The sequence below is a fragment of the Mesorhizobium sp. WSM4821 genome, assembly GCF_055901555.1.
Genome location: NZ_CM148371.1, coordinates 1936356 through 1954274, shown reverse-complemented (window position 1 = coordinate 1954274; position 17919 = coordinate 1936356). Strand labels below are relative to the sequence as shown.

At 59.9% G+C, this 17919-nt stretch carries 14 protein-coding genes and 1 pseudogene; 2 read left to right on the top strand and 13 right to left on the bottom strand.

Going from position 1 to position 17919, the window contains the following annotated elements:
- Window positions 1–4 precede the first annotated feature (4 nt).
- The gene (locus AC0NID_RS09360) at window positions 5–1180 is read left to right on the top strand and encodes a hypothetical protein (RefSeq protein ID WP_473458793.1); all 1176 of its coding nucleotides are present in this window, start codon (window positions 5–7) and stop codon (window positions 1178–1180) included.
- 75 nt (window positions 1181–1255) lie between these two features.
- Here the strand turns inward: AC0NID_RS09360 and AC0NID_RS09355 are convergent, their stop codons facing one another.
- The 7 genes from AC0NID_RS09355 to AC0NID_RS09325 all read right to left on the bottom strand — a co-directional run bounded on the left by AC0NID_RS09355 (window position 1256) and on the right by AC0NID_RS09325 (window position 8689).
- The gene (locus AC0NID_RS09355) at window positions 1256–1597 is read right to left on the bottom strand and encodes a DUF1622 domain-containing protein (RefSeq protein WP_473458795.1); all 342 of its coding nucleotides are present in this window, start codon (window positions 1595–1597) and stop codon (window positions 1256–1258) included.
- 7 nt (window positions 1598–1604) lie between these two features.
- Complete coding sequence (locus AC0NID_RS09350; RefSeq protein ID WP_473458837.1) at window positions 1605–2516, bottom strand: formylglycine-generating enzyme family protein; 912 nt, start codon at window positions 2514–2516, stop codon at window positions 1605–1607.
- Between the two features lie 146 nt (window positions 2517–2662).
- Window positions 2663–4144 (bottom strand): arylsulfatase, encoded by a 1482-nt coding sequence (locus AC0NID_RS09345; protein ID WP_473458796.1) that lies wholly within the window; start codon window positions 4142–4144, stop codon window positions 2663–2665.
- Window positions 4145–4201: 57 nt separating this feature from the next.
- On the bottom strand, window positions 4202–4645 hold the full coding sequence (locus AC0NID_RS09340; protein ID WP_473458798.1) for a YidH family protein: 444 nt from the start codon (window positions 4643–4645) through the stop codon (window positions 4202–4204).
- 64 nt (window positions 4646–4709) lie between these two features.
- Window positions 4710–5126 carry a hypothetical protein gene (locus AC0NID_RS09335; RefSeq protein ID WP_473458800.1) on the bottom strand — a complete coding sequence of 139 codons (417 nt, stop codon included), beginning with the start codon at window positions 5124–5126 and terminating at the stop codon, window positions 4710–4712.
- Window positions 5127–5218: 92 nt separating this feature from the next.
- Window positions 5219–6223, bottom strand: coding sequence for an HAD family hydrolase (locus AC0NID_RS09330; RefSeq protein WP_473458801.1), 1005 nt, complete (start codon window positions 6221–6223; stop codon window positions 5219–5221).
- 87 nt (window positions 6224–6310) lie between these two features.
- Window positions 6311–8689: an arylsulfatase gene (locus AC0NID_RS09325; protein WP_473458803.1), complete on the bottom strand. Its 2379-nt coding sequence runs from the start codon at window positions 8687–8689 to the stop codon at window positions 6311–6313.
- Window positions 8690–9934: 1245 nt separating this feature from the next.
- Between AC0NID_RS09325 and AC0NID_RS09320 the strand changes: the two genes are divergently transcribed.
- Window positions 9935–12031: a mechanosensitive ion channel family protein gene (locus AC0NID_RS09320; protein WP_473458805.1), complete on the top strand. Its 2097-nt coding sequence runs from the start codon at window positions 9935–9937 to the stop codon at window positions 12029–12031.
- A 326-nt stretch (window positions 12032–12357) separates the two neighbouring features.
- Here AC0NID_RS09320 and AC0NID_RS09315 read toward each other — a convergent pair whose 3' ends face one another.
- The 6 genes and pseudogenes from AC0NID_RS09315 to AC0NID_RS09290 all read right to left on the bottom strand — a co-directional run bounded on the left by AC0NID_RS09315 (window position 12358) and on the right by AC0NID_RS09290 (window position 17902).
- Window positions 12358–12714, bottom strand: coding sequence for a hypothetical protein (locus tag AC0NID_RS09315; protein WP_473458807.1), 357 nt, complete (start codon window positions 12712–12714; stop codon window positions 12358–12360).
- Window positions 12715–12784: 70 nt separating this feature from the next.
- Window positions 12785–13085 (bottom strand): annotated as a pseudogene (locus AC0NID_RS09310) (arylsulfatase); the annotation flags it as partial.
- A 39-nt stretch (window positions 13086–13124) separates the two neighbouring features.
- Window positions 13125–14567: a DUF1254 domain-containing protein gene (locus tag AC0NID_RS09305; protein ID WP_473458809.1), complete on the bottom strand. Its 1443-nt coding sequence runs from the start codon at window positions 14565–14567 to the stop codon at window positions 13125–13127.
- Between the two features lie 118 nt (window positions 14568–14685).
- Window positions 14686–14892, bottom strand: a complete 207-nt coding sequence (locus AC0NID_RS09300; protein ID WP_473458811.1) for a hypothetical protein — start codon at window positions 14890–14892, stop codon at window positions 14686–14688.
- A 5-nt stretch (window positions 14893–14897) separates the two neighbouring features.
- A complete protein-coding gene (locus tag AC0NID_RS09295) occupies window positions 14898–15695 on the bottom strand; it encodes a DUF2092 domain-containing protein (RefSeq protein ID WP_473458839.1) in 798 nt (265 codons plus the stop codon).
- Window positions 15696–16099: 404 nt separating this feature from the next.
- Window positions 16100–17902 carry an adenylate cyclase gene (locus AC0NID_RS09290; RefSeq protein WP_473458812.1) on the bottom strand — a complete coding sequence of 601 codons (1803 nt, stop codon included), beginning with the start codon at window positions 17900–17902 and terminating at the stop codon, window positions 16100–16102.
- Window positions 17903–17919: the final 17 nt, after the last annotated feature.

Sequence of the window (17919 nt, the reverse complement as noted above, 5' to 3'; positions counted from 1 at the left end):
GCAAATGAATGAAGCCCTGCACGCAAACGAAGCACTGTTTGAGAATGGTCCGCCTGTCGGGGTCCAGCGGCGTCTCGGCTTCGTTAAGGGTAGTCAACTCAACGTTGGCCGCCGCGCGATGATCGTCGGTGCGGTAGGCTGGGCGCCCCTTCTCGTTTTGGCCGGCATTCAAAATGTGACTATGCACACCGACGGAATTACGTCGCTCCTTTGGGATGCGGGTATGCACGCGCGGTACCTGATCGCCGCACCACTGCTCGTCTTGGCCGAAGCTCAGTGCGCATTAAGGCTCAATGCGATCGTACGGCACTTTGCTGATGCCGGGCTTGTAACCGATAAGGACCGTGGGTCATATGACGCTGCCGTTGCATCGACCCGTACGCTCCTCAATTGGAGTACTGCGGAAATTATTGTAATCGCCATGGCCTATCTCCTCATGTCTGCGGCGGTCTTTTCGCTGCCATTCGATCAGATTCCAATTTGGCACAAGACCGGCGGCTCCGCGCCTGCCTTCTCGCCAGCCGGCTGGTGGCACGTGCTGGTGAGTTTACCCTTGCTCCTGACCTTGCTCCTTGGCTGGGCGTGGAGGTTTGCTCTGTGGGCGCATCTTCTGTGGCGGATCGCCCGGCTCGACCTCCGCCTCTTGCCATCCCATCCGGATGGCACGGCGGGCCTTGCCGTGCTGGGATATTCGCTGCGGGCATTTTCCCTCGTAGCGATGGCGCTGGCCACGATCATTGCCGGGCGTTCGGCGAATATTGTCTTGGTCGATGGGGCGCTGCCGAGAGACCAAACGATCTTCAGTGCCGGCCTCTTGGTGGCGGTCGTCGCCTTGTTTGCCGCGCCATTGTTCCTTTTTACGCCGATTCTGATGAAGGCGTTGCAGCGCGGCTCATTCGAATACGGCGCACTTGCCAACCGGGTCGGAGCGGTTTTCGAAGAGAAATGGCTTGGACGCAATGGACCCGTCGACAAATCCGCGATCGAAAAGCCGGACTTCTCCGCCACTACCGATTTGTACGCGATCGTCGCAAATGTTTATGCGCTGCGCTTAGTGCCGATCGACCTCAAAAGCATCGTCACGCTCGGGATCGCATTGCTGCTGCCGTTCGTTCCGATCGTGTTCCTGGCGCTACCCATGGCGGAAATCTTGGCAGGACTGAAGGAATTGCTTTTTTAGAGCATCACGACCAGGGCGGCGATACGGATTCCGCATCTCAGCGTCCAAATTCTCCTTGCCTTGCAATAGCTCCCGTCAAGTCTGCTGAGACGCCCGCACCTCAAGCAAATCCCGCTCGAGGAAGTAGTTGAGAAACGTTCGGATCACGGCAATTGCCGCTAGTCGTCCAATGTCATCCCAGCCCGGTGCAATCGAAGTTTCTATGATGTCGGCCCCGAGCTGGAAGGTCAGGCCGGCAACCAGCCAGCGAGCATAGCGCAGCCAGACAACGCGTGCCTCGGTTGGTCCCGAAGAGGCTAACATCGCTCGAAACGCGCCGACGAATGCCTCAATTGTCCCGACGACGATAGCGATCAGCGCGATAGCATCGATGAAGAGGATCGCATACCCGGTGATGACGGCGAAGCCCTCTTGCATCACTCCCTCACGAGCGTGAACGAACGACGCAGCGCAAGCCGAGATGGCAGGTCGATGTATCAACCGGCTGCGACATGCGCGCTGCAGGCCGATATCGCCGACAGTAATTGGGCGCGCATAGATAAGAGCCGCCTTTGGTTACCTTGCGCGGGATCCTGATCTCAGGGGTGTGAGGGTCAAAACTGGCTTCGCGCTGGCCACCCCGCGGATTATCGATCGTACAGCACGGGCTCTCGATCCGAGAGTGCTCCTGATACCAGTCTGCAGTCCACTGCCAGACATTGCCCGCCATATCGTGGAGCCCGAAACCGTTGGCCGGGAACGAACAGACCGGAGCCGTCCACTCGTAGCCGTCCTCGTTGCGATTCTCATAGGGAAACTCGCCTTGCCAGGTATTGGCCAGATGCTTGCCGCCTGGCGTCAGTTCGTCACCCCAGACAAATTCGGCGCCGTCGAGTCCACCGCGGGCTGCGAACTCCCACTCGGCTTCGGTCGGCAGTTCCTTGCCCGCCCATTTCGCAAAGGCTTCGGCATCCTCGAACGCAACATGGACCACTGGGTGGTCGCGCAGCTTCTTGATGGAACTCGCAGGGCCGCGTGGATGGCGCCAATTGGCGCCGGCTACATAGACCCACCAGTTATAGGAGTTCCGGATGTCGACCTTCTGAGCCGGCTTCTTGAACATGGAGGACGACGGCACCAGGAGTTCTGGTATCGCTCCGGGGTAGTCCGCGGGATCTGCCGGACGTTCAGCCAGCGTCACATATCCGGTCTCTGATACGAAACGTTCGAATTCGCGATTGGTTACCGTGTGGCAATCCATCCAGAAGCCACTCACCTTGACGCGGTGCGCCGGCGCCTCTTCCGGGTAATGCTGGTCCGAGCCCATGAGGAATGTACCGCCGGGAATCCACAGCATGCCTTCGAAAGGCGGAACGCCGTTGTTTCGATCGCGCGTGGTCAGATCAACAGAGTCATTCACGACAGAGCACCTTTTGTATCGTCCAAGCTATCGCTCGGCAGTCAATGCCGGGTGGCGGGATGCCCGCCGCCCGGCCAACGGCGCTAGTGTCCGCCTCCGCCCGTGCCGGTCACCGCTTCCATCACATGATCGAGGTTGAAGCTTCCTGGCTTCTGGCGCGGCGGGAACTCGCGGAAACTCTGCAGCCATCGTCCCACGAAGGCGCCCGCGGGTGCGATCATAAACATGTGCTCGCAGAACCAGCGGTTATAGTCCATGCCGATCTGATGCGCGAGTTCAAAGGGGTCCATCCGTAGATTGGTCAACATCGGTGCACGCAGCGCCACGAAGGGCTCCTGCCAAACGTGCAGGCCGTGTGCGTCTTGCCGCAGGAAGGTAACCTTCCAGTTGCCGTAACGCAGGGCGGCGACGCTGCCGTCATCGGTCCAATAGATGAACTCCTGGCGTGGCCATTTGGCCTCGCCCTTCAATGCGGGCATGAGGTCGTAGCCGTCGAGGTGGACCTTGTAGTCCCGGCCCATGGCCTTGTGACCTTTCAGCAGCTTCTCCTTGACGTCAGGCTCGCCAGCCGCGGCCAGGATGGTCGTGAGAATGTCCTCATGCGATCCGACATCGTTGATGACCGTGCCGGGTTTGATCACGCCGGGCCAGCGAATGGCGCACGGCACCCGATAGCCGCCTTCCCAATTGGTGTTCTTTTCACCCCGGAACATCGTCGTGCCACCGTCGGGCCAGGAGAAGGATTCCGAGCCGTTGTCGGTGGAATACATGACGATGGTGTTCTCATCGAGACCCAGTTCCTTGAGCTTGGCCAGCATCTCGCCGACCTGACGGTCGTGCTCGACCATGCCATCGGCATAGATGCCGAGCCCCGTTCTTCCCTGAACCTCCTTCTTGAGATGCGTGAAGATATGCATCTTGGTGGAATTCCACCAGAGGAAGAACGGCTTGTCCGCTTTTTTGGCGCGCTCCATAAAGTCGATCGCCTTGGCGGAGACCTCTTCGTCGAAGGTCTCCATGCGCTTCTTGGTCAGCGGACCCGTATCTGTGAGGCGGCCGTCGGCGAAGCTGTGAATGACGCCGCGCGGACCAAAGTTCTTCTTGAAATTCGGAAACTCCGATTCCTTAGGATAGTCGGGGTTTTCCGGCTCTTCCTCTGCGTTCAGGTGGTAGAGGTTGCCGAAGAACTCGTCGAAGCCGTGGTTCGAAGGCAACATCTCGTCACGGTCGCCGAGGTGATTCTTGCCGAACTGCCCGGTCATGTAGCCGTGGTTCTTGAGCAGGCCGGCGATCGTCGGATCTTCCTTCTTCATGCCCTCGGGCGCTCCCGGCAGGCCGACCTTGGTGAGGCCGGAGCGGATGGGCGACTGCCCGGTGATAAATGCCGCACGACCTGCGGTGCAGCTCTGCTGCCCATACCAGTCGGTGAACAGCGCTCCCTCCTTGGCGATGCTGTCGATGTTGGGCGTCTTGTAACCCATCATGCCCTGATTGTAGGCGCTGACATTGAACTGACCGATGTCGTCGCCCCACAGGATGAGAATGTTCGGTTTCTTGTCTGCCATTTTCGTCTCCTCTCCATGTTTTCGTGTTGCCACTCGGACGCCGCCCCATCCTTGCCATCAGACCAGCCGGAACAGCACGGCAATGAAAGTGAAAATGCCGATGAGCAACAGAACGATCGTGACGGCAAGGAGCGGCGTCTTGTGCGGGTCCCTGTCCACTCCGGCGAGCGGAGCGAACTGTTTGCTCCACAGATAACGAAGTAGCGATCGGTATTGCCACAGCGAGACAGCAAGCGCACCCACGCCGGCGAGGATGAGCGCAAGGCCAAGAATGCGCGGCGCCTGCGGGCGAAGCGCCGGGGCGACGCCTTGCATGTCCTGAAAACGCTCGAAGAACTGGACGATCGTGAAGCCGAAGCCGATAAGCGAGACGGCCGTTCGCACCCACGACATCAGCGTGCGCTCGACGCTGAGACGCGTACGCAGCCAAGAGAAATGACTGTCCGATGTCACATGGACTTCAAATCTTGGCGGGTTCTCATCCGCGGGCTGGCTCGCCATTCTGATCCCCGAATTCCCTATTCAACGACATTGTTTCACGTACGAGACTGGCCCCAGGGCTTCTTTATCGCTCATGATTTGGTCCGAGACGGCTGCGGCTCCACCAGCGCGCGATACGCGCCGCGGGCCCGCGGATCAGGAGATAGGGAACGAAGGCGAGAACAATCGCGACGACCGCAGCTTCAAACGGATAGAAGGTGCCGAGTTCGATAAACTGATAGACGGCGTCCAGGACCAGCGCGAGTACCATGATTTTACCTGTCGACTTCAGACCTTCGCTTAGCCGTGCGCGACGTTCGTCGGCTTTCGACAGGACCGCCCAGAAATAAGGCGAGCGCCCGTCGCGCGCGTCCTTGATGCCGTCGCGTATCGCGAAGAGCGTCGCCATTACCGGCTGAAGCAGGAACCGAAGCGCCAGTGGCCCACTGGGCCTTGCGACGAGGTCTTCCCAAAAACGTTGCAGAATATCTTCGATCGCCATCCCTGTTCATTCCTCGTGCGAAGACGGTAGCCCTTTTCCGGCTCTGCGCCTCTCGGATGCTTGATCAGACACTCCAATGTCGGTGATACCGGTCATGGCTCGACCTTGTGAATGTTCGGGAAAATGGTGTTCCAGTCGTCCTTCATATCCACGACCGTCCAGCCATTCGCCTCGGCTTCATCAAGCGCCTTGTCGAGACGGCCGATGGACGATTGCCGGTCATAGGCCCATTCGCGTTCCGCATCGGTGTGATGAACGATCAGTCCGAAGCGCGCCCCAGACGCGGCCGTCGTCCATTGCAGCATCTGCAGATCGCCGTCGGAATTGCCGAATGCCGCGATAGGCCGGCGGCCGATATGCTTCTGGATGGCGACCGGCTTGTCGGCGTCGTTGTCGATGAAGTCGACCTCCGGCAGTTTGACGAGAGCCGGCTTGCCATCACGGATCTCGAATTTCAGCCTGCCGCTGCTGCCGATCACCTGCTCCGGCGGGATGCCGTAGACTTCTTCGGCGAAGACCCGCATGAACTCGATGCCACCGCCGGAGACGATGAAGGTCTTGAAGCCATTGGCACGGAGATAGGCGAGCAGTTCGAGCATCGGCTGATAGGCCATTTCGCTGTACAAGCGGCCGGTCTTCGGATGCTTCGCGGTGGCGATCCAAGTGTGGACAACACCCGCAAATTCCTCGGATGTCATCCCCGCATGGGTCGCGACGATGATCTCAAAAACTGCCGGCTTGCCACCGGCGAGCGCAGCTTTGAGGTCGCCCCTGAGCAGAGAGGAGAAGGGTTCCTTGTCCTTCCACTCGGGATGCTGCGGCGCCAACGCCTTCACGCGATCGAGTGCGAAAGCAAGCTGGAAGTATATCGGCTGCTCGGACCAGAGCGTGCCGTCATTATCGAATGTCGCGATGCGTTCGGACTCAGGCACGAAATCGGGAGAGCCTTGCGCTGTCACCCGCTCGACGAACGCGACAACGGACTGCTTGGCTTGACCTTCGTTCCAGGATGGAAGTGCACCGGCAGCGTATGCATTGGTGGTGGCAGCCAAAGTGCCAGCGAATACAGCAGTCATGAGGCCGCCCTTGATTTTCATTGCACTTTCTTCGTTCGCCTGGGTCGCGCCCGCCATCGTGGACGGGCGCATCGTTTGAATGGACTTGGCGTTTTCTTCAGCGCGGCATCACTGCCGCGCCAGTGCGACGCGAAGGGCCTCTTCCGGCGAGACGTGGTGGTCGGCACGGTCGGCGTCTTCGCCAATGGCGAGTTGCACGCCCTTTATGACTCCATTGAACGCGTTTCCACGCGGGCCGTAGTCCGGCGAAACGGGCGCTCCCGTGTCGCAACCGACATCGCAGCCGTCGTCCGCCGAGAAGACCGAGGGAGCAGTTGCGCCTACAGCGCCTTCTCCGACCTTCTTGCTGTCGATGAACAAGGACACCGTGCCGCCCTTGGCAGGACCGCCGCCGGCATAGGCGAATTCCATGCGGACCTGATGCGATCCCGGCGGGATCGCGTCGGCGGATTCGGCGAAGAAATACTGTACGCCGATCAGGTTGTAGCAGTATTTGAGCTTGCCGCCCTTGGCATAGAGGCTCCAGCCGCCGATATTGGCTCCTTGGGAGATGATGACCCCTTCGGCGCCTCCCTCCGGCACCACGATCTCGGCGGTCACCGAATGCGACTTGTTCTTGAGGTTGAGGACGGAGTTCTCCGAGAGGCGACCCATGCCTCCGAACAGGATCTGGGATTTCCCCTTGATCAGAACCGGCCGTCCCGCCAGATCAGAGTCAAAGCGAGCGGCGACATTGTCGTCCAGCGGCAGCACATTATAGCGAGCGGCCTCGATCAGCCACAGGCGCTGAAGCTGATGCAGCTTGTCCGGCATCTGCTTTGCCAGATTGTCGGCCTGGCTCCAGTCCTTGCTGGTGTCGTAAAGCTCCCAGACGTCGTCGTCGAAGGCGGGGACCGTCTCTCCGTGCAACAGCCACGGCGTCTTGTGTCGCGTCACCGCGGTCCAACCCTTGTGGTAGATGCCACGGTTGCCGAACATTTCGAAGTATTGGGTCTCGTGCCGCTCCGCGGCCTTCGCTTCGTTGAACGAATAGAGCATGCTGACGCCTTCGATCGGCATCTGTGCAACCCCGTCTACCGCCTGTGGTTGCGGGAGCCCTGCCGCCTCCAGTATGGTCGGTGCGACATCGATGACATGATGAAACTGGGAGCGAATCTCGCCCTTGCCTGCAATACCGTTTGGCCAGTGCACGATCGTGCCGTTTCGGGTCCCGCCCCAATGCGAAGCGACCTGCTTTGTCCACTGGTAGGGCGTGTTCATGGCGTGCGCCCAGCCGACGGCAAAGTGATTGTAGGAGTCCGGTCCGCCGAGCTTGTCCAGCCGCTCTATGAGGAATTGTGGCGTCTCGAGAGCGGCCAGGCCATTGAAATTGGCCATTTCATTATAGCAGCCGATCAGCGTTCCCTCGGCCGAAGCGCCGTTGTCGCCAATAATATAGTAGATCAGCGTGTCGTCCGTCAGCTTCATCTGGTCGAGGCTGTCGAGGAGCCGTCCGACATGGTGGTCGGCGTATTCCAGGAATCCGGCGTAGACCTCCATCTGACGCCTCAGAACAGGCTTCATCTCCTCGGGCATTTGATCCCAGGCAGGGATCTGCTCGTGGCGCGGCGTCAGCTGGCAGTCGGAGGGAATGACGCCGAGCTTGAGCTGGCGGGCAAAGGTCTCCTCTCGCAGCTTGTCCCAGCCCTGATCGAACTTGCCCTTATACTTGTCCGCCCACTCCTTCGGAACATGGTGGGGAGCGTGGGTTGCGCCGGGTGCGAAATACATGAAGAAGGGCTTGTCCGGTATCAGCGCCTTCTGCTGGCCAACCCAGGCAATCGCCTTGTCGGTCATGTCCGCCATGAAGTGGTAGCCTTCTTCCGGCGTCTTGTGCACCTCGATCGGCGTGGTGCCCTCATAGAGAGATGGGTACCACTGGTGTGCCTCGCCGCCGATGAAGCCGTAGAAATATTCGAAGCCGCCGCCACCGGTGGGCCACGCGTTGAACGGGCCTGCGGGGCTCGTTTCCCAGACAGGGACCTCATGGCATTTGCCGAACTGCGCGGTCGCATAACCGTTCAACTTCAGCGTCTTTGCCAGTGGCGAAGCCGTGTTCGGCAGGACCGAGCAATAGCCGGGCGAACCGCTGGCGATCTCGGTGATGCCGCCCATGCCGACCGAGTGGTGGTTGCGCCCCGTGAGCAGCGCCTGGCGCGTCGGCGAACAAAGAGCTGTCGTATGGAAGCGATTGTACTTGAGACCGCCGGCAGCCAGGCGTTCGGCGTTGGGCGTCTGGCACGGACCGCCGAAGGCGCTTGAGGCGCCGAAGCCCACATCGTCGATCAGGATCACCAAGACGTTCGGGGCGCCCTTTGGCGGACGCAACTGCTCGATGACCGGATACTTCGATTCCGGATCCTTGGCGTCGTAGGTGATGAGACCGGTTCGCGGGCGCGTCGGTATTGGAAGGACGCCGCGGTTGATGTTGTCTGTGCCGTCGCTCATCGTGATCTCCCATTTGGCGGCGCTCTTGCCACATATCTTCGAAGGGCAGGTATGTGAGGTTTGCCTATTGCCGCTCGGGGCGGAAGGTAATTAACGGTAACCTACGGACAGAATCCGCTCGGCCAGCGCAAGAGTCGGTCCTTGGGGTGATTCCGGCTTCCTCGATGAGCCAGGGAAGAACTCCACGTTCTTTGAGCGAACAAACCGCAACGAGCCTCTTGCTGCGTGTTCTCCACCAAATCTGGCACGATTTTTCGAGGCAGGCTTACGCGCAGCGCCCGTTTCGTAGGCGCCTTTGCCGAAAATCGCAGCCGCGATCGCACGATGCGATGGCTACAGAGGCTTCGGTTCCAGTCAGATCATCAAACGTTTCTATGAGTCGTGGAGTATCGGGCGTACTTCGGCTGACGTCGATCCTCGCAAACCACAAGGCTGAAACCACCAAGGCACATTGCCCGCCAGGGGGCTACAACTCCCGGTGGCGATATCGCGCAATAGCTTGCTGGGATCGGGAAGACGTTGCGGGTTCTTTGGGGCCGCCTGCCCAAGCGTGTCGATCCTCGTTGGCCGCAGGCGGATACAGCTTCGCGAGCAACAGTCAGACTACGTAACTTACATACTGATACTGGCACCATCAAAAAGACTATGCGCATTCTAGCGGGTAAGTGATGGCCCTATGGCAACAACGGCAAACCTCCTGGCGGGGAGCAATCATATTCGGCGGCAGGCGACGCATGCCGCATGCCGAATTTGCGACCCGCAAATTGAGGCATTCCGCGACAGTAAGAGCTGCTCTACGAGAGGCTGAGGCCTGGCAATTGAAGTCACGGCAAAGCTGCTCAGCCATGAACCCGCCAACGCTCAGGCCTATGCGGTCATCGCCATCGCTTACTACGCAAAAGGCGACTGGATCGGGCAAAGGAGAATGCAGCCAAGGCCCGTGACATAGACCCTTCCATCCGCTTGCCGGATGAACTCGACCGCATGCAAGGCGGCCGAGCTGATTGACGGGGAGGCCAGCGGGATACACTCGAGGGACGAAATCGCGAAATCCATCTCGCCAAGCGTGCCTCAAAGCATGAAAGAAAGTGGAGCTTTGGTGATAATGTGGCTCGACGGATTGGTTGTTATTGGGAGCCGGCTCGGTGACTGGGTAGATCAGTCGAGATCGGATTTTCGCGGGAGGGCGGCATGAGAGCGATCGAGTTATCCCGGCAAAAGTCGCCATTTTTGGCGGTGTGCGTCATGGCCGCGCTGGCATTGGTGTGGTTGGCGGCAATGGGCAGCGCCTCGATGGCGCAGGCGCAGCAAACTTCGACCGTGCCGGTGGCGGATGAAAAACTTCAGGCATTCATCAAGATGCTTGATGATCCCGACATCCGCGCGCGGCTGGACGCCATGGCAGTGCCCCCTGCGGACAAACCAGTTGCGCCAGCCGCCTCCCAGATGGCGGTCTGGGACAGCCACATTCGCAACCATCTCGTTGCGTTGCGTAACGCGGTTCCGCGCATCCCGGGCGAGGCCGCAAACACCGTCCGAATTGTGAGGTCGGAAATCAACAACCGTGGATTCGCCACCATACTTGTTCTCTTCGCAGCCTTGCTGGCGCTTGGCTTCGGAGCGGAGTGGCTATTCAAGCGTGCGGTGGGCGGAGTGAAGCAGCCCGGCTCGGGCCAGGCAGCCGGTGCAAGCGCCGCACGCGAGGGCAATCGTACCGCCCGATTATTCGCGGAACTGGCGCCGCTCGTCGTGTTTTCCCTCGTCAGCGCTGGGGTTTTCCTGGCCTTCGATTGGCCCGCCTTGCTGCGCGTTGTCATCCTGACCTATCTGGTCGCATTCATCGTCGCGCGGCTGGTGATGACCATCGGCAGGATACTGCTTGCACCGAATGGCGGCGCCATTCCGGCGGGACAGGAGAAACCGCTCCGGCTTGTTCCGGCGAGCGATGCCGAAGCCCATTTCTGGTATCGCCGGCTGGCCGTTTTCACCGGCTATCTGATGGCCGGCTGGGCGACCGTCAGCCTGCTTCCGCACCTGGGCTTTTCGCCGGATGCAACGCGTTTGATCGCCTATCTGCTGGGGATCGGGCTTCTGGTCCTCGCCGTCGAGATAGTCTGGCGGCGTCCAGGCCGCCCGGCGACCACACAGCGTATAAGCACGAGGGAATGGCTCCTTACCATCTACCTGGTTCTCCTCTGGGGGCTCTGGGTCGCCGGTCTCAACGGCGCGCTGTGGCTCGGCATCTATGCCTTGCTTTTGCCGAACGCGTTGACCATCGCCGGCCAGGTGGCAGAGGCACTGGTGGTCCGGCCGGACAATGCCACCTCGGCGAATTCCCTTCGCACAGTGCTGATCAACCGCGGCGTTCGCGCGCTGGTGATCCTGCTCGCTGTGCTGTGGCTGAGCCTGGTCTGGCGCCTGGACCCAGGTGCAATGGCAGAAGGTAATACCACTTTAAACCGGATCGTGCGCGGCCTGTTCCACGGTGCCCTGATCTTGCTGGTTGCCGATCTCATCTGGCAACTGGCGAAAGCCTATATCGGCCGGACGCTGGAACTGGCCGCGGTCGACGACACAATCACGCCGTCCGAGGCGGCACGCCGGAGCCGGCTCAGGACCTTGCTGCCGATCTTCCGCAACATGCTGGCTGTGCTGCTTGCTACTGTGGCCGTTCTCATGGTGCTTTCGGGGCTCGGCGTGCAGATCGCCCCGTTGATCGCCGGCGCGGGCATCTTCGGGGTTGCCATCGGCTTCGGCTCGCAGACCCTGGTCAAGGATGTGCTGAGTGGCGTCTTCTACATGCTCGACGATGCCTTCCGGGTCGGTGAGTACATCCAGAGCGGCAGCTACAAGGGAACCGTCGAATCCTTCAGCCTCCGCTCGGTGAAGCTGCGCCATCATCGCGGCCCCATCTATACCGTCCCGTTCGGTGAGCTCGGGGCGATCCAGAACATGAGCAGGGATTGGGTGATCGACAAGATCACGATCGGCGTGACCTATGATTCCGACGTGGAGCTGGCGCGCAAGCTGATCAAGAAGATCGGCCTGGAGCTGGCAGCCGATCCTGAATTTGCGGCCGACACGATTGAGCCGCTCAAGATGCAGGGCATCGACAATTTCGGGGACTATGCGATCGTTCTCAGGATGAAGTTGACGACGAAGCCCGGCACCCAATTCGGCATCAAGCGGCGCGCATTCATGATGATCAAGGCGGCATTCGAGGAAAACGGTATCAAGATCGCGGTTCCCACCGTTCACGTCGAGAGTGGCGGGGAAACCGCGGCCGCTGCTCATCAGGCAAACCAAACCCTGAAAAAGAGCAGGGCCCTCTTGGAGGCGTAAGGGACACGCCATAGAGCTGCGCGGTCCTGTCCAAGTCATCCGAATTCGGGCTGACCTCTCTGAGAATTCGGGCCGTGCCAAAACCGACATCCGACCAAAGGGCAATGGCTGTCGCGAGATAGCCGTTCGCGGAATGTCGGCTATCTCTCAGGAACGGCCGCAATGGGGGGTGGGCTCAAGCGCAACACACTAGTCTTGTCAAAGATCGAGTGTGGCCATGAAGCAGCGGCGGCGTTCGTATGTGTGCCAACCGCCATTTGTCGATGGCGTCGAGGACTGAACGGTTGTCTTGGTTGTTGATGTCGTGGTTGTCGACCGTCTGAACTCTAGTTTTCATGAGGCCGCCGACTGCCAGTTATCCAGGCAAACGCAAGGAGGACTGACAGGATCACGTGAAGCGCGACTGCCGGCCACAGCAGGACACCGGCCGAACCTGCAAGGCCTGCGTAAGCAAGGAACACAGCCACCCCACTGCTGTACGTCAACATGCCGGCGAGCGGCGGACCCGGCCAACAGGCTATCGCCAAGCCTATCAAGGCGATGCCGGCGACCCGCGCCACCGCTGAGGCCGCGCCGGCAAGCTCCGCGCCAAGCAAAAGCTGACCGACCAATGATGGGACGATGAGCAAGGCCAAGCCCATCACTGTTTCACCCATGGCCGTGAAAGTGAGCACATTCTTCATCGCACCAGTCCACCCGGTCCTTGCCCCGCGATCCGTCTGGCAGATGCCAGGCCGCGTTGCCGTAGCGCGCCTACTGCAGTTTGACTGTCAGCATGTCGATCTTGCCGGTGAACCTGAACGGAGCGTCGTAGCGACTCCACCAGCGCCACTCCTGTTCTTGTGTCCAGGCCGAGGTCGAAGCTCTCGTCCTCCGGGAACGTGATCGGAGTGCCGCGTTCCATCGAATTGGTGGCCACTTCCTTGCCGTCCAGGGACAGCACACCCGTGCCGCACTTGCCCAGTTCTGGACCGTCCGACTTGTAGTCGAAGACGATGGTGTGTTTACCGGGCTCCAAGTAAGGACCTTCCCACATGGTGCGCTTGAGGCTCATCTCCCCCTATTTTCTTCTGGGTCGGTATGCTGCAGATATTCAGCCTACCTTCTTCACAGGCGGTATCTTCCATGAACTGTCGATGATCGATGGATTGCTCTCATTGGGCCAGTAGAGCCGCATCATCAGCACAAACTTGCCCTTAGGCGCCGGCAGCCAATTGGATTCCTTGTCAGCGCCCGGGGATTCGTTCTGGATCAGAAGATCGATCGATCCGTCGGCATTGGCCTTGAGCGGCTGGCGGGCGCTGATCGAATAGCGGTTCAAAGGATTGTCGACGAAGAAGTAGTTCTCGTCATACATGGTCAGCGACCAGAAACCTGAGACAGGCGGCGTCAGGCCCTTCTCGAAGGTCAGGACGTATTTTTCTGAACCGTTGTAGGCTCTCCTGATCAGGCCGGCATCAGCCTTCATCGACGTCGGATAGATCGCGTCCTGCGGCCGGTTAGCCCCAAGTCCGATGGCGGTGACGAGGGCGCGTTGGATATAATTGGTGCCGTAGAGACCCGACTTGGTCGTGAAGCCCCAGCCGTCAATATCCTGGACGTCGCCGCCACTGAACTTGAAATGCAGCATGATGCGGGCGAAGGCGATCTCCGGGACGCGCTTGGCGAAAGCGGGATCGAACTTCGTCTTGTCGAAATCCTGCCCCGGCACGATGCCGATCTGGGCCAGCTTTTCGACCATCGGCGCGTCGGCCTCGGACGGCGGATTGGTCTTCAGAAGTTCGGCGAGCAGCGAAAAATACTCGACCGCGTCCATCTTGTTGACCTGCTCGCGTACCGCGGTCTTCATGTCGATCGAGGGGTCCACCTTGCCCGGGGGCGGCGTCCATTCCTTGCCATTGGCGCTCAGCGGATAGAGCTTTACCTCATCCTGGATTTTGTGAACCGCAGCATATTCCTCGGGTGTGCCGGTGCAGTAAATGCGGCCGAGTAGCCAGACGATGCTAGTCGGCGACTTGTACTGCTTGACGCCTTCCGGCAGCGTGCCTTCCCAGCCCGGGCCGGTGACGGCGAATGTCTGCGCGCCGGTTCCGGTGGTGCGCTTTCCCGGAACGTCGAAGACCGTCGTCCATCCGTCGAGCATCGGGAACAGGGCATAGCGATCATACAAGTCCGGCAGGCTGACAACCCAGGGCTCCTTGCCGACATCGAGAAAAGCCGTTGTATAAAGCGTGTCCGCATTCGGCGCGGTCACGTCCCGGAACGCCGCATTCGGATATTCACGCACCTTTATGAGGTGGCCCATCGGACCTTTCGTCCCCTTGGGCTCAACGACATTGGAGATGACACGACGGGTCATCTCCATTGTGACGAGAGGATAGCCATAGGTGTAGGCCTCGACGGCGAGGCCGAATTCGTCCGCACCTTCCATCAGGTCCGAGACCAGGCCTTCGGCATGTGAGGCCATCGAACTGAGGGAGGCGGCGGCAAGCAGGCCGGCGCCTCCGAGAGAAACGGTACGACGCGAAACCGACATGATGCTCTCCTTTGGATGGGTTGGGGAGTGTAGAACGGCGCTGGCTGCGGCTAGAGAACCAGACGTCGGAACGAGCGCCCGACGACACCGGCACAGTGGAAGCTGCCCGGCCTCACTTCTAGCAATAGTACACACCAACGGCGCAGCGCCGCACCGTGCGCCGCGCCACCCCGGCATAGCTCACTGGCGTGAGTGGGCGTCCGACCCTGGCCTCAGCGCTCGAGACGAAGCCAAACGAACCCGGAGCCGCAAGCCGTTCAGAAACTCCGATCCCAAGAACTCCAATTGCCGCGGCGAGTAGAATAAGTCTCATCTTGATTGTCATGGTCTTTAGTTACCTCCTGGAGCAAACTGAGCTGGCAATTCATCCGTATCTGTGAGTTCCGTCGCCTCGACCTTCTTGGCATTGGTCGCGTTCTTGAAGGCAAAATCATCGACCGCAACCTCGCTCCCTGTCTTCCAGTCCCTGACTTGGACGCTGTATTGCGGGCCCTGATCCACCTCCTTGGAGGTGATGACATAACGGCAGGGATAGGGACTCGCACCTTGCGCGATCCAGATCTGCCAGTCGACCTCCTTGGCCCGGAACGCCAAGTGGTCGCATTCGGTGCCACCGATCACGCCGCTGCCGAGGTCCTTCACATCGGTCACGCCGTCCATCAGCACGTCGTAGACGTTGGACATAAGCAAATCGGCGCCCGGGACGGGCCTGTGCAACTTGTCGCGTAGCTCGTTGATCAGATGGTCAAGATCGCCTGGGACCTCGGCCTGGGCGTAGAGGTTGGCATCCTTGCCCAGCAGAGTGAGTGTCTTTCCGTCGAAGATCAACTCGACACTGGCAAAGCCGCCGTCGCGCGTGGCGCGAATCTTGTCGGGGCGGCCGAGGGCGGCAGTGCCCGAACTTGCGAACAGGAGCTTCTGATGATCCTTGGTGACCATTTCAAGGTTGGTATCGTAGCCAAACGAAATCATCTGCTGCGCTGCGAGATAATCTGACATGGCTTTCAGCATGTTCTTGGCGTGAGTCTCGTCGGCCCGTGCGGCGGTGGGCGCTCCCAGGCCGAGCACGAGTACCAACGCCGTGGCTGACATCGCTGCCCTGGCGAACCCGGCTGATTTCTGCATCATTTTCAATTCCTCCGCTAAACTCACACCCACCTTGGGTCACCTGAGCCCGCTGGGCTCAGGCGTTCGCTGGTCTTGCAATCTGCAGTGCGGCCTTTATTGCGGCCCGGACTGCATGTGATGAATCGGCTTGCCGTCCACTGCGATGGCCTGCATGTCCTCCCGCATCATCCTTGATCACGCCGCCGAAGGCGGGATCAGGCGCTAGCCTCAGACGCGAGAAGTTAAACGCCCTTCTGTCAGGAAGCCCGTAGCATCGGAGAGTCTCTGTCGTGCTGAGATCGATCGGGTCTGTCGGAAGCGCAACGGTCAGCTTCGCCCAGTCGCAGAGACGTGACTCTGACTTGGGTGCGTAAGGCGCCTATTGAATGGATCTAACTTGATAGAGCACCAAACTTTAGGCCCTGTTACTGCGACGACGTCCTCGCTGCTTCGTCATTTGAGGGCAACAGACCGGCCTTCCGGAGGCTCGCGACTATGCGTGCCCGATCCTGCACCCGGATGTTGCGCTTCACGAGTTCGAAATCGAGGTTGGAGAGAAACTCCGGGTGCATCTTGACGAATATTTCGCCCTCCCGGGTAGCTTCAGCCATCATATCGGCTTGTGCATAGATGGCCGCCGCGACGGCATGAAACAGCGGGAGTTTCTGCAGATTGGCCTTCTGGATCTCGGCCACAGCCGTTTTGTCGTCATCCTGCATATAGGCGGCGAGCGCGAGGACTGTATGATAGGAACCGCCGGCGCCCGGATTGTAGACGAGGGCTTGCTGCACGATCTCCGCTCCACGCTGCCATTCGCCGCCCAATGCCAATCGGGTGCCGAATTCGCCGAGAAACTCGGCATCGTTGGGATTAAGGGCTAGTGCGCTTTCCCCGACTTCTATCGACTCTTCTACTTGTTGGTTGAAGAACAATGCTGTCATCAACGCCTGAAGTGCACGCGTGTTGCCCGAATTGAGATCGACCGCTCGGCGCGCCGCGGAAAGGGCCCGCTGCACCGATGTGGCCGCGCCTGCTCGCGGGTTAAAGCCAAACCTGTCTTCGTCGAGATAGACAATGGACAACATCGACCAGGTGGTAGCATAGGAGGGAAAGCGTGCGACGGCTCGTTCAAGGCAGTCGCGGACTGCCGCATGCTGTTGAACGCTCAATTCCAAGCGGTAAGAATAAAATTGCAGCGTACAATGGTAAGTATCAAGATCATTCGGCGGAGGGTTCGCTACATCGGCCTGATGGATCACGCCGTAGGGCTGGGCCACAACTGTAGCAACCTGGGCAGCTACGTCCGATTGAATGACAAAAAGGTCGCGAGAGCCCAGATCGTCGTCATAGGTCTGCGACCACAGGATCGCATTGTTTTCGGTTTCAACCAGGCGAGCGGTCACCCTTACCCGATCGCGTGACACGCGCACGGCGCCTTCAAGCAAATAGCGAGCCCCGAGTAGCTCACGGACGTGTGAGGCTCCGGCCTGCGGCGGCAGGGCTTCAGATGTCTCGCGGCCAAATACCGTGAGCTCCTTAAAGCGTGGGAGCGCAGTCAGCAATTCCTCTGTAAAACCAAGTGCGTAAAGCTTAGCTTCCGATGTTTCGCCAAGACTGACAAATGGCGCGACAACCAGCGTCGGCCCCTCTGGATTGACCCCTTGTGCCGACGGCAAAGTAGGTTGGAACACCGACGGGCCGGAGGTCCAATAGGCAATGGTCGTCAGGCAGACAAGAATCGCCAGGGCCGCCGTTACCAGCCAATGGGTCCGTTCCCACGAGGTACGGTTCGAAGTTGGCGGAACCTCGGCAGCCTTGGCAAGCGCAGGTTCTGCAGCGTCGGCGCTCGAAATACTCCAAGTGAAGACGGGGATATACCCGCCCTTGGGCATTTCGATACGGATCGGATCTTCCTGACCGGCAACCAGAAAATAGCGCTCTAACGCACGACGTATACGGCTAGCCTCGATACGAACCACCGGATCGTCCTGCGTGAATTTTTCGTCGCGCTCGAAGACTTCAATTGCAATGGAGTAGCCCTTGATACGTGACGCCCGACCCGCGAGGGTTTCCTCGACCACGTAGCGAAGAAAAGCACATCCGCGCGCAGGAACCGGAAATTCGGGACTGGAGAGAATGCGATCGAGTTGAGCGCGGATTTCTTCCGGGCAGGGCGGCGGTCGCGATGCCTGAGCAAGCGCATGCGCTGCTTGCTCCAAAATCTGCATCTAACCATCCCCCGTGC

Excerpts from the sequence above, each read along its gene's own strand:
- AC0NID_RS09360 (WP_473458793.1), top strand. The coding sequence starts at position 5 with ATGAATGAAGCCCTGCACGCAAACGAAGCACTGTTTGAGAATGGTCCG.
- AC0NID_RS09355 (WP_473458795.1), bottom strand. The coding sequence starts at position 1,597 with ATGCAAGAGGGCTTCGCCGTCATCACCGGGTATGCGATCCTCTTCATC.
- AC0NID_RS09350 (WP_473458837.1), bottom strand. The coding sequence starts at position 2,516 with ATGCTGTGGATTCCCGGCGGTACATTCCTCATGGGCTCGGACCAGCAT.
- AC0NID_RS09345 (WP_473458796.1), bottom strand. The coding sequence starts at position 4,144 with ATGGCAGACAAGAAACCGAACATTCTCATCCTGTGGGGCGACGACATC.
- AC0NID_RS09340 (WP_473458798.1), bottom strand. The coding sequence starts at position 4,645 with ATGGCGAGCCAGCCCGCGGATGAGAACCCGCCAAGATTTGAAGTCCAT.
- AC0NID_RS09335 (WP_473458800.1), bottom strand. The coding sequence starts at position 5,126 with ATGGCGATCGAAGATATTCTGCAACGTTTTTGGGAAGACCTCGTCGCA.
- AC0NID_RS09330 (WP_473458801.1), bottom strand. The coding sequence starts at position 6,223 with ATGAAAATCAAGGGCGGCCTCATGACTGCTGTATTCGCTGGCACTTTG.
- AC0NID_RS09325 (WP_473458803.1), bottom strand. The coding sequence starts at position 8,689 with ATGAGCGACGGCACAGACAACATCAACCGCGGCGTCCTTCCAATACCG.
- AC0NID_RS09320 (WP_473458805.1), top strand. The coding sequence starts at position 9,935 with ATGGCCGCGCTGGCATTGGTGTGGTTGGCGGCAATGGGCAGCGCCTCG.
- AC0NID_RS09315 (WP_473458807.1), bottom strand. The coding sequence starts at position 12,714 with ATGAAGAATGTGCTCACTTTCACGGCCATGGGTGAAACAGTGATGGGC.
- AC0NID_RS09305 (WP_473458809.1), bottom strand. The coding sequence starts at position 14,567 with ATGTCGGTTTCGCGTCGTACCGTTTCTCTCGGAGGCGCCGGCCTGCTT.
- AC0NID_RS09300 (WP_473458811.1), bottom strand. The coding sequence starts at position 14,892 with ATGACAATCAAGATGAGACTTATTCTACTCGCCGCGGCAATTGGAGTT.
- AC0NID_RS09295 (WP_473458839.1), bottom strand. The coding sequence starts at position 15,695 with ATGATGCAGAAATCAGCCGGGTTCGCCAGGGCAGCGATGTCAGCCACG.
- AC0NID_RS09290 (WP_473458812.1), bottom strand. The coding sequence starts at position 17,902 with ATGCAGATTTTGGAGCAAGCAGCGCATGCGCTTGCTCAGGCATCGCGA.